We start from the raw sequence: 12,836 nt of genomic DNA, 5'->3' as shown, positions 1-12,836 counted from the left end.
CCATTTACCTGATCTATCCGGTGGTCGAGACGCTGCGGCTGTCGTTCCTCGATCGCAGCGGCATCAATTTCGTCGGCTTGGCGAACTATCAATGGGCGTTCGGCGATCGCGAGTTCCGCAACTCGATCCTCAACAACATCATCTGGCTGGCGGTGGTGCCGGCCGCCTGCACCTTCCTCGGGCTGATCATCGCCGTGCTTACGGACAAGATCTGGTGGGGCACGATCGCCAAGAGCCTGATCTTCCTGCCGTTGGCGATCTCCTTCGTCGGCGCCAGCGTGATCTGGAAATTCATCTACGAGTATCGGGGCGACGGCCAGACGCAGATCGGCATCCTCAACGCCATCATCCAGCATTTCGGCGGCCAGCCGCAGGTCTGGATATCGCTGCCGTTCTGGAACAATTTCTTCCTGATGATCATCCTGATCTGGATCCAGACCGGCTTTGCTATGGTCATCCTGTCTTCCGCCCTGCGCGGCATTCCCGAAGAAACGCTGGAAGCCGCCGTCATCGACGGCGCCAATCCGTTCCAGATCTTCTGGAAGATCATGGTGCCGCAGATCTGGGGCACCATCGCCGTGGTCTGGACCACGATCACCATCCTGGTGCTCAAAGTGTTCGACATCGTGCTGACCATGACCAACGGCCAGTGGAACAGCCAGGTGCTGGCCAATCTGATGTTCGACTGGATGTTCCGCGGCGGCGGCGATTTCGGCCGCGGCGCCACCATCGCCATCATCATCATGATTGCCGTCATTCCGATCATGGTCTGGAACATCCGCCAGGCGAACAAAGAGACGGGAGGACATTGAGATGGCCGTCGCGGCCGGAAATTCCTTCGCCAGCCGTTTTGGCGTCCACATCGCCGTGCTCATCTTCGTCGCGATCTGGACCATACCGACGCTCGGCATCCTGGTCTCGTCGCTGCGCGACAAGAACCAGATCATCGCCTCGGGCTGGTGGAACTCGTTCGCCAGTTCCACCCAGACGGAAGCAGGCCGGCTCCCGCCCGCCTCGGCGCAAGTCGAGAAGGACGGCAAGTTCGTCCTCGAGGGCAATATCTTCGGCGACGGCGCCAAGCGCGACATCAGCGCCTTCGGGGTCAAATCGGCGACACCGACGCAATATCCCGCCGGCACCACAGCCGATCTCGGCGACGGCGTGACCTTGCAGCTCAATGCCGACGGCAGCTTCATCATGCATTCCCCGAAAGCATTCGAAGGCGATCGCGGCCAGCGCGTCTATTATGCTTCGTCGGCGCCGCCGAAATTCACCACCGACAATTACAGAACCGTGCTGTTCTCCGAAGGCATCGGACGGTCATTCATGAATTCCCTGACCGTCACCATTCCGGCTACCGTCATCCCGATCCTGATCGCCGCCTTTGCCGCCTATGCGCTGGCCTGGATGCGGTTTCCCGGCCGGGCGCTGCTGATCGCCGTCATCATCGGCCTGCTGGTGGTGCCATTGCAGATGTCGCTGATCCCGCTGTTGAAGCTCTACAACGGCGTCGGCGCTTTCTTCGGCATGCCGTCGAAGACCTATCTCGGCATCTGGCTGGCGCATACCGGCTTCGGCCTGCCCTTCGCCATCTACCTGCTGCGCAGCTACATTGCCGGCCTGCCGCGCGAAATCATGGAATCGGCGCGCATCGATGGCGCCAGCGATTTCGAGATCTTCGTCAAGATCGTCTTGCCGCTGTCGTTCCCGGTGCTGGCTTCGTTTGCCATCTTCCAGTTCCTGTGGGTATGGAACGATCTGCTGGTGGCGATGGTTTTCCTCGGTACAGAGGCAGACCAGATCGTGCTGACCGCCAAGCTCAACGCGCTGTTGGGCTCGCGCGGCGGCGACTGGGAGATTCTGACGACATCGGCTTTCGTGACCATCATCGTACCGCTGATCGTGTTCTTCTCGCTGCAGCGCTATTTTGTCCGCGGGCTGCTTGCCGGCTCGGTGAAAGGAGGCTGAGACGATGCAATCCGCTTTGAAGGCCAGCTCGAAGCCTGACCTCGCCATCGATCGCGACTGGTGGCGGGGCGCGGTGATCTACCAGATCTATCCGCGCAGCTATCAGGACTCGAATGGCGACGGCATCGGCGATCTCAAGGGCATCATAGGCCGCCTCTCCTATATCGCCGCACTCGGCGCGGATGCCATCTGGATCTCGCCGTTCTTCAAGTCGCCGATGAAGGATTTCGGCTATGACGTGACGGATTACTGCGATGTCGATCCGATGTTCGGCACGCTGGCCGATTTCGACGCGCTGACCGCCGAGGCACACAGGCTGGGCTTGAAGGTGATGATCGACGAGGTGCTGTCGCACACTGCCGACAGTCATCCCTGGTTCAAGGAAAGCCGGTCGAGCCGCAGCAACCCGAAAGCCGATTGGTACGTCTGGGCAGACGCCAGGCCGGACGGCACACCGCCCAACAACTGGCTGTCGATCTTCGGCGGCTCGGCGTGGCAATGGGACACCAGCCGCCAGCAATATTACATGCACAATTTCCTGGCCGAACAGCCCGACCTCAACTTTCACAACCACGAAGTCCAGGACGCATTGCTCGACGTCACCCGCTTCTGGCTGGAGCGCGGCGTCGACGGTTTCCGGCTCGATACCATCAATTTCTACTTCCACAGCCAGGGCCTGGAAAACAATCCGCCGCTGCCGCCGGAAGAGCGCAACGACCAGACCGCGCCGGCGGTCAACCCCTACAACTACCAGGACCATCTCTACGACAAGAGCCGGCCCGAGAACCTCGGCTTCCTCGAACGGTTCCGTGCCCTGCTCGATGAGTATCCGGCAACCGCAGCGGTCGGCGAGGTCGGCGATTCGCAGCGCGGGCTTGAAGTGGTTGCCGCCTACACCGCAGGCGGCAAGCGCGTGCACATGTGCTACTCCTTCGATTTCCTGGCGCCGGAAAAGATCAGCGCGGGCAAGGTCCGCTCGGTGCTGGAATCCTTCGGCAAAGTCGCCAGCGACGGCTGGTCGTGCTGGGCCTTCTCCAACCACGACGTGATGCGCCCGGCCTCGCGCTGGGCCGCCAATGAGGCCGACCCGACCGCCTACCTCAAGGTCATCTCGGCGCTGCTGATGTCGTTGCGCGGTTCGGTCTGCATCTACCAGGGCGAGGAGCTTGGGCTCGGTGAGGCAGAGCTGCGGTTCGAGGATCTGCAGGATCCCTACGGCATCCGCTTCTGGCCGGAATTCAAGGGCCGCGACGGCTGCCGCACGCCAATGGTGTGGGATGGCAGCGCCAAGAATGGCGGCTTCTCCCAGGCAAAGCCCTGGCTGCCGGTGCCGGCCAAGCATCTGGCGCAAGCGGTCAATGTCCAGCAGGGCGACGAGGCTTCGCTGCTCGAGCACTACCGGCGCTTTCTCACCTTCCGGCGTGCCCATCCGGCGCTCGCCAAGGGCGACATCACCTTCATCGAAAGTGAGGGCGACACCGTCGCCTTCACGCGCCGCGCAGGCAACGAGCAGATCGTCTGCGTCTTCAATCTGGGAGCCGGGCCGGCCAAGGTTGACCTTGGCGGCCGATCGCTGCAACCTCTGCCCGGGCACGGATTTTCGGGGCAGGCGAACAGCGGTTCCATCGAGCTTGGCGGCTACGGCGCCTGGTTCGGGCGTCTCGACTGAATTCCAATCACTGGAGGAAACCAAATGGCCGATGTCACGCTAAGACAAGTGAAGAAGTCCTACGGCAATCTGAACATTCTCCACGGCATCGACCTCGATATTAAATCGGGCGAGTTCATCGTCTTCGTCGGCCCGTCGGGCTGCGGCAAGTCGACATTGCTGAGATCGATCGCCGGGCTCGAGGAAATCACCTCCGGCGAGCTCAGAATAGCCGGCGAAGTGGTGAACGACGTGCCGCCGTCGAAACGGGGCATCGCCATGGTGTTCCAGTCCTACGCGCTCTACCCGCACATGACCGTCTACGACAACATGGCGTTCTCGATGAAGATCGGCAAAGAGAACAAGGCCGAGATCGACCGCCGCGTGCGTCAGGCCGCCGAGATCCTGCAGCTGACCAAATATCTCGACCGCCTGCCCAAGGCGATGTCGGGCGGCCAGCGCCAGCGCGTCGCCATCGGCCGGGCCATCGTGCGCAATCCGAAGGTGTTCCTGTTCGACGAGCCGCTTTCGAACCTTGATGCGGCGCTGCGAGTCGCCACCCGCATCGAAATCGCCAAGCTCAAGGAATCGATGCCCAACACGACCATGATCTACGTCACCCACGACCAGGTCGAGGCAATGACGCTCGCCGACCGCATCGTGGTGCTCAAGGACGGCCATATCGAGCAGGTCGGCACGCCGATGGACCTCTACAAGAAGCCCGGCAATCTGTTCGTTGCGCAATTCATCGGCTCGCCGGCCATGAATATCCTGCCCGCAACCATCGACAAATCAGGCAATCCGACCGTCGTCAGCCATGTCGGCGGACGCAAGGCAACCGTGCCGATCGCGACGCCGGCTTCGGCAAAGGGCGCTGCGGTGAGTTTTGGCGTGCGGCCGGAGGACCTGATCATCGCCAGCGGCGCGGACTATCTGTTCGAGGGGACGGTCGACTATGTCGAGCAGCTCGGCGAGGTGCAGCTGGTCTATGTCGACATCGGTCGCGCCGACCTGCCGCTGGTGACCAAGCTGCCCGGCAATGTCGAGGTCAAGCGCGGTTCGACATTGCGGCTGAGCGCCAATGGCGAGGACCTGCATCTCTTCGACGCTGACGGACGGTCGTTTGCCCTTCATGAGGCTGAAGCGAAGGCGGCCTGAGGCAGAACCGCGTCTTGGACAAAAAAGAGCAGCGGGCCAGGCCCGCCGCTCTTTTTTTGAAGATCAGCTTCGACTGTTAACGGCCGAAGAGATTCCGGTCGCTGCCCTGAGGAGCGGACTTCTCTACGTCGCCCGACGAATTGAGCAGCTTCTCGACGAGGCCACCGCTGTTGCGGACCGAGCTCGTATGCGCGCTGTCAACCGAAGTAACCGCAGGCTGGTTGGCGCCGTTGGAGCCAAAGTTGTCGCTGCCGGCGAAAGCACTGCCGGTGATGGCCAGAACGGCGGCGGCAGCAATAAGGATCTTGTTCATTTTAGTCTCCTGAATTCTGGATTTCGCCAGACGGCAGGCACAGCTGCCGTCGCTTGCGAAATTGGTTTTAGCGACCGAAGAGGTTACGATCGCTGCCCTGAGCGGGTGTCTGGGCAGCCGGTTCCGAGGTCTTGGTGGAAGCCGTGTACGACTGGTCCACAGCGGCGGCAGGCTGGTTGGCGCCGTTCGAACCGTAGTTGTCGCTGCCCGCGAAAGCGCTGCCGGTGATGGCCAGAACGGCGGCGGCAGCAATGAGGATCTTGTTCATCTTAAATACTCCTGAATGTCTGAATTTCGAATGTCTGAATTTCGCCAGGGCAGCGGGCGAGCCCGCCGTCGACTGGGAATCGGCTGTTAGTTGTTGCCGAAGAGGTTGTGGTCAGCACCCTGGGCAGGCGCCTGAGCAGCCGGTTCCGACTTCTTGGTCGAAGCGGTGTACGAGCTGTCGACAGCAGTGGCTGCCGCGGCGTTCGAACCGTAGTGGTCGCTACCAGCGAAGGCGCTGCCGGAAATGGCCAGAAGGGCTGCGGCAGTGAGAATGATCTTTTTCATTTTTGTACTCCAGTATCGTCTTTTTCCGTCCGTCTAGCGGCGTGTCTTGGAAATGAAATCGCGTCGTTCGGACAGCCCCGATGTGGGAGGGCAACCCCGCCTTTTCCAATCACGAAGTTGTTCCGTGTGGACCATGAATCCACACCTTGAAATTGTGCCAGGGGAATCTAGAGATACATTTTTCCTCTCTATATCAGCATGTTAAGTTTAACCATCCGATGGATCACTGACTGTTTCAAAGGCCCGGCGTTCACACCGTCCTGCACGCACCGTCAACAGAAACGAACCGTTCGGTTCGATTTTAGGTCAAGCTAATAGTCACTTTTCGAAACCGTTAACCTTTTTTGACCCCCGCCAAGGGTCGGACTCGGGAAGATCGCAGCCGGCAAATGGCCGCCCGGGAGGCGGGATTTCGGCCCGCGACGATCTGCGGTGACGTTTCGCATGCCGTGTCGCGCCGCATGGATACGATGTCGTTTTCATGCCGACGGCGCGCCAGCGATCGTGGTTAGATCATACCCATCTCAGGTGCCGCTTCGTGACGACGAGGCGGAGAATTGGGAAGCCGGTCAGAATCCGGCGCTGCCCCCGCAACGGTGGTGGAGTTCAAGTCGCAACGGGAGACCACTGGGCAACTGCCTGGGAAGGTGTCGCGATGGTCCGCAAGGACAACTCCAGAGCCCGGAAACCAGCCCGAGATTTTTAGACTCGACTGATCGCGGTGGGCGGTCAAGAGGTGGATAGCGCTTCCGGCACCTAGCCGGCCTGCGTTTCAATCCTTCCTCCATCACCACCAGTTCAGTCCTTAGAAACGAGGACAGGACATGGATACCCGCAACGACATGCTGAGGCTCCTGAAGGGGCGCCGGCAAGGCTTTTCGCTGGAGCAGCCCTTCTACACCGATCCAGACTACTTCAAGCTCGACATGGAGCTGATCTGGTATCGCGACTGGCTGTTCATCGGCCATGATTGCGAACTGCCGAAGCCGGGCAGCTACATCACCGTGCAGATCGGCGACTATCCGGTCGTCCTTGTCCGCGACCAGCAAGGCAAGATCAACGCCTTCCACAATTCCTGCCGCCATCGCGGCAGCCGCGTGTGCAACGCGGAAAAGGGTACGGCGGCAAAGCTCGTCTGCCCCTATCATCAGTGGACCTATGAGCTGGACGGCCGCCTGCTGTTTGCCCGCCAGATGGCCGACGGTTTCGACAAGAGTGATTTCGGCCTGAAGCCGGTCGCCTGCGAGAGCGTCGGCGGCTACATCTTCATCTGCCTGGCCAAGGAGCCGGCGGATTTCGCGCCGATGCGGGCGATGATCGAACCTTATCTTTTGCCGCACCGTTTGCGTGAGGCAAAGATCGCCTTTGAGAGCACGATCATCGAGAAGGGCAACTGGAAGCTGGTCTGGGAAAACAACCGCGAGTGCTACCACTGCGTCGCCAATCACCCTGAGCTGTGCAAGACCTTCCCCGAGGCGCCGACCGTGACCGGCGTCAACGGCGCCGACAGCGACCCCGAGATGGTCGCGCACTGGGCCAGATGCGAGGCATCAGGCTTGCCGAGCAAATTCCGCATCGATCCGGCAGGGCAGTACCGCGCCACCCGCGCGCCGCTGCTGCGCGATGCCGTCAGCTACACCATGACGGGAAAACGGGCGGTGAAGAAGAACCTGTCCGACAGCGTTTCAACCGACCGCATCGGCTCCTTGCTGCTTTATCATTATCCGACAACCTGGAACCATATCCTCGGCGACCATGCCGTCACCTTCCGCGTGCTGCCGATCAGTGCCACGGAAACCGCGGTGACGACGAAATGGCTCGTCCACAAGGATGCGGTCGAAGGCGTCGACTACGACCTCGCTGAGCTCACCCATGTCTGGACCGAGACCAACGACCAGGACCGCCGCATCGTCGAGGAAAACGCCTTCGGCATCCTGTCGCCGGCCTACGAACCAGGCCCCTATTCGGAGCTGCATGAGGGCGGCGTGATCCAGTTCGTCGAGTGGTACACGTCGTTCATCGGGCCGCGCCTTGCCGAAGGCGGCCGGCCGGCCCTGCGCAGCGTCGCCTAGCCCAGGGGACAAGAGGATGAATGCGATGACGGACCTTGGCCTCTATCGCCATCTCGACCAGATGACGCCCTGGAACGACCGGCTGCAGGTGCTGGAAGTGATCGGCGTCAGCGACGAAGCGCCGGACGTGAAGACCTTCACCTTCCGCTCCGACAACCAGACCTGGTTCCGCTACAAGCCGGGCCAGTTCGTGACGCTGGAACTGCCGACATTGGACGGGCCGCTGATGCGCACCTACACGCTGTCGTCCTCGCCGTCGCGGCCATTCTCGATCGCGGTGACGGTCAAGGCGCAGGCGGGCAGCACCGGCACGCGCTGGATGTTCGACCATCTGACGCCGGGCTCGCACGTCAAGGCCTATGGGCCGACCGGTGATTTTTCGCTGCATAGCCACCCGGCGGCCAAATATCTGTTCATTTCGGCGGGCTCCGGCGTGACGCCGATGATGTCGATGCTGCGCTGGTTGAACGACTGTGCGCCATGGACAGATGTCGGCTTCGTCAACTGTGCGCGCCGCCCGGAAGAGATCATTTTCCGCAAGGAACTCGAGCTGCTCGGCAGCCGCATGCCCGGCCTGTCGCTCGGCTTCATGATCGAGGAGCGGTCGAGCCGCGAGGGCTGGTTCGGCCATATGGGCCGCATCGACGCGATCCGGCTGCCATTGCTGGCGCCCGATTTCCGCGAGCGCGAGATTTTCTGCTGCGGCCCCGATCCCTTCATGCGCGCCGTGCGCGGCATGCTGGACGCCGCCGGCTTCGACATGGCGAAATACCATCAGGAAAGCTTTGCTGCGCCTGCCGTGGAGGAAATCCCGGCGCCGTTCTCGCCGCCGGCGGAGGACGGCGCTGCTGCTGCCGTCGAGGCCGTGACACCGATCCGGTTTTCGCTTTCCGATGTCGATGCCGAATGCGTCGCCGGCCAGACCGTGCTGCAGACGGCACGCGCCTCTGGGGTGCGGATTCCCGCCGCCTGCGAGTTCGGCCTGTGCGGCACCTGCAAGGTGAGGAAGGTCGCGGGCGATGTCGAGATGAGTCACAATGGCGGCATCCTCGATCACGAAATCGAGGACGGCTTTATCCTCGCCTGTTGCTCGAAGCCGCTTTCTGCGCTTGAAATCGAAGCGTGACCGGCTGCGCTCGCCCCCGAGCCTGCGCCATCTTGCCAAAAACCCTGCAAATGGTTAGACGCCTGCAACGGTGGGGTTGACCGTAGGCCCGAAGATCATCTCCGCGGCCTGCTCGGCGGGGGAGCAAACATGCGACAATCCGGCATCTATGCCATTGCCAGCAAGGATATCGTCTTTGAATCCTTCGACGGCGAAGCCGTCGTTCTTGACCTGACCACGGGTAAATATTTCGGCTTCTCTGATTCAGGCAGCAGACTTTGGGATGCACTGTCGTCCGGCGTGCCTGCCTCCGAACTGGTCGGCGCCGCGACCGGCATTGGCGCCCTCGATGCCGCCGCGATTGACGGCTTTGTTTCACAATTGCTCGAATTCGGTTTGCTGGCGGCCGTAACCGATGGCGTGGCAAGACCGGCTCCAAGCGAATTGCTGGCTCAGCTCGCCGCTGCCAGAGAGCCCCTGAAGGTCGACATCCATGACGATCTCGCCGATCTCATTGTCGTCGATCCCATCCACGAGGTCGAGGAGCCCCTCGGCTGGCCCGCGGTGAAGCAGGCCAACTGAAGCGCCCATCAGGTTCTCGTTGCCGGGCAGCTCCGGAACAGGCAGACCCATGCCGAACGTCACTCTCGAAAACTTGGTTGACTACGCACGCCATGTCCTGGCGCAAGCAGAAAGCAGCGCCGCGCATTATCCGCTGACCTGCAAGGCGAGCTTGCCGCATCTGGATCTGACCGCGCATGTCAGCGTCGGCGCATTGGCGGATGCCGTCGCTCATGGCCTTGTCACGGCTCCGGGCAACCGAACGCCTGCCGACAGCTGCCGCGTCTTCGTCGCACATCCCGGCATAGACGGCATCGCGGCACCGGTCAGTTGGGGCCAGGGGCCCTTCACGCAGCATGGCTTCGCCACCCGGCTGGCGGAGGCCGGATTGCGCGGCAACCATTTTCACGACCTGGATTTCTGGCAGTTCTATGATCCGCAACGTCGCGTTGGCGTGCAATTGATGGCTTCGGCCGATGCCTTTCCACCGTGGGAGCCGGGAGCGCCGCTGCGGGCTTTCCTGCATTGGGAATATGCGGCACGCGGCATGCGGCTGGCCCATGCGGGGACGCTCGGGACTAAGGGCAGGGGCGTGCTGCTGGCCGGCGCGGGCGGGGCCGGGAAATCCGGAACCGTCGCCGCCGGCCTCCTCAACGGACTGGACAGCGTCGGCGACGACTATGTGCTGGTCGACCTCTCCAACGGCGTGACTGCCCGCCCACTGTTTTCAACACTCAAACAGGATCCCCAGGGGTTCGTTCGGCTTGGGCTGAAGCATCGGCTGAAAGCGCATGGTCCGCTCAACTGGCAAGGCAAGCATGCTTTTCACATTGATGACATCGCGCCTCGGCCGGTGCCCGAAACTCTGGACATCATCGCGCTGCTGGTGCCACATATCGGCGGAGGCGAGGCAAGTTCGATCGTGCCGGTGTCGCGCAGGGATGCCATGATTGCCTTGGCGCCGTCGGGCATAGCGCAGATGCCGGGCGAGCGGGAGAGCGGCTTTCGCTTCTTCAGCGACCTGACCCGCCTGCTGCCGTGCTATCGTCTGTCGCTGGGGACGCAGCCACAGGAGATAGCCGGTACGATTGCGGACTTTCTCACGCGGGGCGCTTCGTGAAACTGAGCGTGATAATGCCCGTCTACAACCGTGAGCGCTATGTCGTTTCGGCATTGCGCTCGCTGGTGCGGCAGCGGGACGCCGCCGATCTCGACATCATCGTCATCGACGACGGCTCGACCGACGGCTCTGCTGAGGCCGTGCGCTCGATGATGCGCGAAAACGCCTGCATCCGACTGTTCCAGCAATCCAACATGGGCGTAGCCAGGGCGCGCAACACCGGGCTGCGGCAACTGCCGCCGGATGCGGAGTTCGTTTCGTTTCTGGATTCTGACGACATCTCGCTGGCCGGACGGTTCAAGAAGGACCTCGCGCGCTTCAGAGCAGACCCCGGACTCGAGCTGACCTACTCGCTGATGACGCTGGTCGAGCGGATTGACGATGAGCGGCTGAAACCGGCAGTCGCCAGCCGCACGATGACACTTCGGGGAATTTCGCTGAGCGCCGCCGTGTTCAGCAGAGGGCTTGTCGACCGGACGGGCGAGTTCGATGAGGATTTCGAGCAGGCTGAGGATACCGACTATCTGCTGCGCGTTTTCGAGGCGGGACCGAACTACGAATTGTTGGACGCCGTCGCGATCTACTACCGACGCCATGCCGGAAATGTCACCAAGGAACATAGCGGCAGGGTCCGCAACCACTTGCGTGCAATCCACAAGTCGATGCGGCGGCGCAAGGCCGATCCGGCACGGCGAGAGGTCCAGGGAATCTTCGAATTGAAGAGTCCCACCGATTGGCGGATGCTATGATGCTCGACACCATCAAGTCGGATCAGCCAAGCCCGGAATGCTGCCGGAGACGCCCATGAAGCTGAGCGTCATCATGCCGGTCTACAATCGCGAACAATTCGTTGGCCTCGCGCTGCGCTCGCTGCTCAGGCAGCGCGAAGACATCGATCTCGACATCATCGTCATCGACGATGGGTCGACCGATGGTTCGGCAGCCGTCGTACGGTCGTTGATCGACGAGGCCCCGTGCATTCGTCTTTTCCAGCAGAGCAATGGCGGCGTCACAAAGGCGCGCAATGCCGGGCTGAAGCAGTTGCTGCCGCAGACCGGCCTGGTGTCGTTTCTCGATTCGGACGACATCTCCCCGACAGGGCGCTTCAAGGCGGATCTCGCCTGCTTCGGAGAAGATCCTGGCCTGGACCTGACCTATTCGCGCATGACGTTGGTCGACAAGATAGATGGCGAGACGCTGGAACCGGCCGCCGACAGCCACTCCATCACCGTGCGAGGGATCCACCTGTCCGCCGGGATCTTTGCGCGAAACCTCATCGAGCGCACCGGAGGTTTCGACGAGGATTTCAAACAGGCCGAGGACACCGACTATCTTTTGCGTATCTTTGAGAGCCAGACAAAATACGTTATGCCCGATACGGTGGCTCTCTACTACAGACGTCATCCCGGCAACATGACCAAGGAAGCCGATGTGCCCTTTCGCGAGTTCATGCGCGCCATTCACAAGTCGATGAAGCGTCGCAAGGCCGACCCCAGCTTGCGCCGGGTGGAGGGGATTTTCGACTTCAAGGATCTCGCGCAGTGGCGGTTCCTTTGATGGCAGGCTACGGCGTTGTCATTCCGGCTTTCAACGCGGCCGCCACCATCGGCGCTGCCCTGAACTCCGTTCTGGCCCAGACGGCAAAGGCGGAGGCCATCGTCGTGGTCGATGACGGTTCGACCGACGATACGGCTGCGGTGATCGAAGCGATGAACCTGCCGGTGACGGTGCTGCGACAGGACAATGCCGGACCTGGCAGCGCAACGACCCGCGGCATTGCGGCACTCTCGACGCCGCTCATCGCGACGCTCGATGCCGACGATTTGTGGCTGCCGGACAAGATCGAAAAGCAGCTGGTCCATCTCGACCGTCATCCCGGGACAACGGGCGTCTTTACGCATTGGCGGACGTTTCGCGGCGACAGCCCCGATTTGCCCGATGCGACCAGTGGAGCTGGCTGGTCGCGCACGACGATGATGATCCGCCAAGAGGTGGTGCAGAGCGTCGGTCCCATCATCGACCCACCAGGCGGTCGCGGCGAGATGATCGACTGGATCGCCCGGGTTCGTGAGGCAGGCTTTGCCCTTGCCATGCTCGACGACGTGCTTGCATTGCGCCGCATCCGTCCGGGCAGCCTTTCCTACGGCCGCGATCCGGCACGCGACCGGGGCTACCTCCAGGTCGCAAGGCTCGCCATGCAGCGGCGAGCCCAGAACAAGGCAGGTTCCAGTTGAACGCCACGCCCGTTCGCCGCATCGGCCGCCGCTTCCCGGACTATGGCTGGTCGTGGCCCACCGGCCAGCTGGACCTGTTGCTGAAGGCGGCGCTGCTCTCCGATG

The 12,836-nt window shown here is 62.0% G+C and carries 14 protein-coding genes and 1 riboswitch; of the genes, 11 read left to right on the top strand and 3 right to left on the bottom strand.

What is annotated here, in order from left to right; all coding sequences use genetic code 11:
• The 4 genes from EN964_RS09980 to EN964_RS09965 all read left to right on the top strand — a co-directional run.
• Positions 1-812, top strand: an 812-nt coding sequence (locus tag EN964_RS09980; RefSeq protein WP_164775772.1) for a carbohydrate ABC transporter permease, incomplete at its 5' end; no start/stop codon positions are given.
• 1 nt (position 813) lies between these two features.
• The gene (locus EN964_RS09975) at positions 814-1,968 is read left to right on the top strand and encodes a carbohydrate ABC transporter permease (RefSeq protein ID WP_127267789.1); all 1,155 of its coding nucleotides are present in this window, start codon (positions 814-816) and stop codon (positions 1,966-1,968) included.
• Between the two features lie 4 nt (positions 1,969-1,972).
• Complete coding sequence (locus EN964_RS09970) at positions 1,973-3,637, top strand: alpha-glucosidase family protein (protein WP_127267788.1); 1,665 nt, start codon at positions 1,973-1,975, stop codon at positions 3,635-3,637.
• Positions 3,638-3,661: 24 nt separating this feature from the next.
• Positions 3,662-4,774, top strand: a complete 1,113-nt coding sequence (locus EN964_RS09965; RefSeq protein WP_127267787.1) for an ABC transporter ATP-binding protein — start codon at positions 3,662-3,664, stop codon at positions 4,772-4,774.
• A 76-nt stretch (positions 4,775-4,850) separates the two neighbouring features.
• Here the strand turns inward: EN964_RS09965 and EN964_RS09960 are convergent, their stop codons facing one another.
• The 3 genes from EN964_RS09960 to EN964_RS09950 form a co-directional block, all read right to left on the bottom strand.
• Complete coding sequence (locus EN964_RS09960; protein ID WP_023813652.1) at positions 4,851-5,087, bottom strand: DUF680 domain-containing protein; 237 nt, start codon at positions 5,085-5,087, stop codon at positions 4,851-4,853.
• A gap of 67 nt (positions 5,088-5,154) precedes the next feature.
• Positions 5,155-5,355, bottom strand: a complete 201-nt coding sequence (locus EN964_RS09955) for a DUF680 domain-containing protein (protein ID WP_127267341.1) — start codon at positions 5,353-5,355, stop codon at positions 5,155-5,157.
• A gap of 86 nt (positions 5,356-5,441) precedes the next feature.
• Entirely contained in the window at positions 5,442-5,639 is a 198-nt protein-coding gene (locus EN964_RS09950; protein ID WP_027039902.1) for a DUF680 domain-containing protein, read from the bottom strand.
• A 509-nt stretch (positions 5,640-6,148) separates the two neighbouring features.
• Positions 6,149-6,351, top strand: a riboswitch (cobalamin riboswitch).
• A 112-nt stretch (positions 6,352-6,463) separates the two neighbouring features.
• On the opposite strand from EN964_RS09950, the gene EN964_RS09945 reads away from it, so the two are divergent.
• From EN964_RS09945 to EN964_RS09915, 7 genes are all read left to right on the top strand, one after another.
• The gene (locus tag EN964_RS09945; protein ID WP_127267342.1) at positions 6,464-7,711 is read left to right on the top strand and encodes an aromatic ring-hydroxylating dioxygenase subunit alpha; all 1,248 of its coding nucleotides are present in this window, start codon (positions 6,464-6,466) and stop codon (positions 7,709-7,711) included.
• Positions 7,712-7,736: 25 nt separating this feature from the next.
• Positions 7,737-8,837: a hybrid-cluster NAD(P)-dependent oxidoreductase gene (locus EN964_RS09940; protein ID WP_127267343.1), complete on the top strand. Its 1,101-nt coding sequence runs from the start codon at positions 7,737-7,739 to the stop codon at positions 8,835-8,837.
• 129 nt (positions 8,838-8,966) lie between these two features.
• A complete protein-coding gene (locus tag EN964_RS09935; protein WP_127267344.1) occupies positions 8,967-9,398 on the top strand; it encodes a PqqD family protein in 432 nt (143 codons plus the stop codon).
• A gap of 49 nt (positions 9,399-9,447) precedes the next feature.
• Positions 9,448-10,497, top strand: a complete 1,050-nt coding sequence (locus EN964_RS09930; RefSeq protein WP_127267345.1) for a serine kinase — start codon at positions 9,448-9,450, stop codon at positions 10,495-10,497.
• Complete coding sequence (locus tag EN964_RS09925; protein ID WP_164748753.1) at positions 10,494-11,246, top strand: glycosyltransferase family A protein; 753 nt, start codon at positions 10,494-10,496, stop codon at positions 11,244-11,246. Before EN964_RS09930 ends, EN964_RS09925 begins: the two co-directional genes overlap by 4 nt.
• A gap of 55 nt (positions 11,247-11,301) precedes the next feature.
• Positions 11,302-12,054, top strand: a complete 753-nt coding sequence (locus EN964_RS09920) for a glycosyltransferase (RefSeq protein ID WP_127267347.1) — start codon at positions 11,302-11,304, stop codon at positions 12,052-12,054.
• Positions 12,054-12,731 carry a glycosyltransferase family A protein gene (locus EN964_RS09915; protein ID WP_127267354.1) on the top strand — a complete coding sequence of 226 codons (678 nt, stop codon included), beginning with the start codon at positions 12,054-12,056 and terminating at the stop codon, positions 12,729-12,731. The genes EN964_RS09920 and EN964_RS09915 overlap by 1 nt, the downstream gene beginning before the upstream one ends.
• The last annotated feature ends 105 nt before the right edge of the window (positions 12,732-12,836 follow it).

The organism is Mesorhizobium sp. M7A.F.Ca.CA.001.10.2.1 (genome assembly GCF_003998575.1).
Lineage (GTDB): Bacteria > Pseudomonadota > Alphaproteobacteria > Rhizobiales > Rhizobiaceae > Mesorhizobium.
This window is presented reverse-complemented; position numbering and strand designations above follow the sequence as displayed.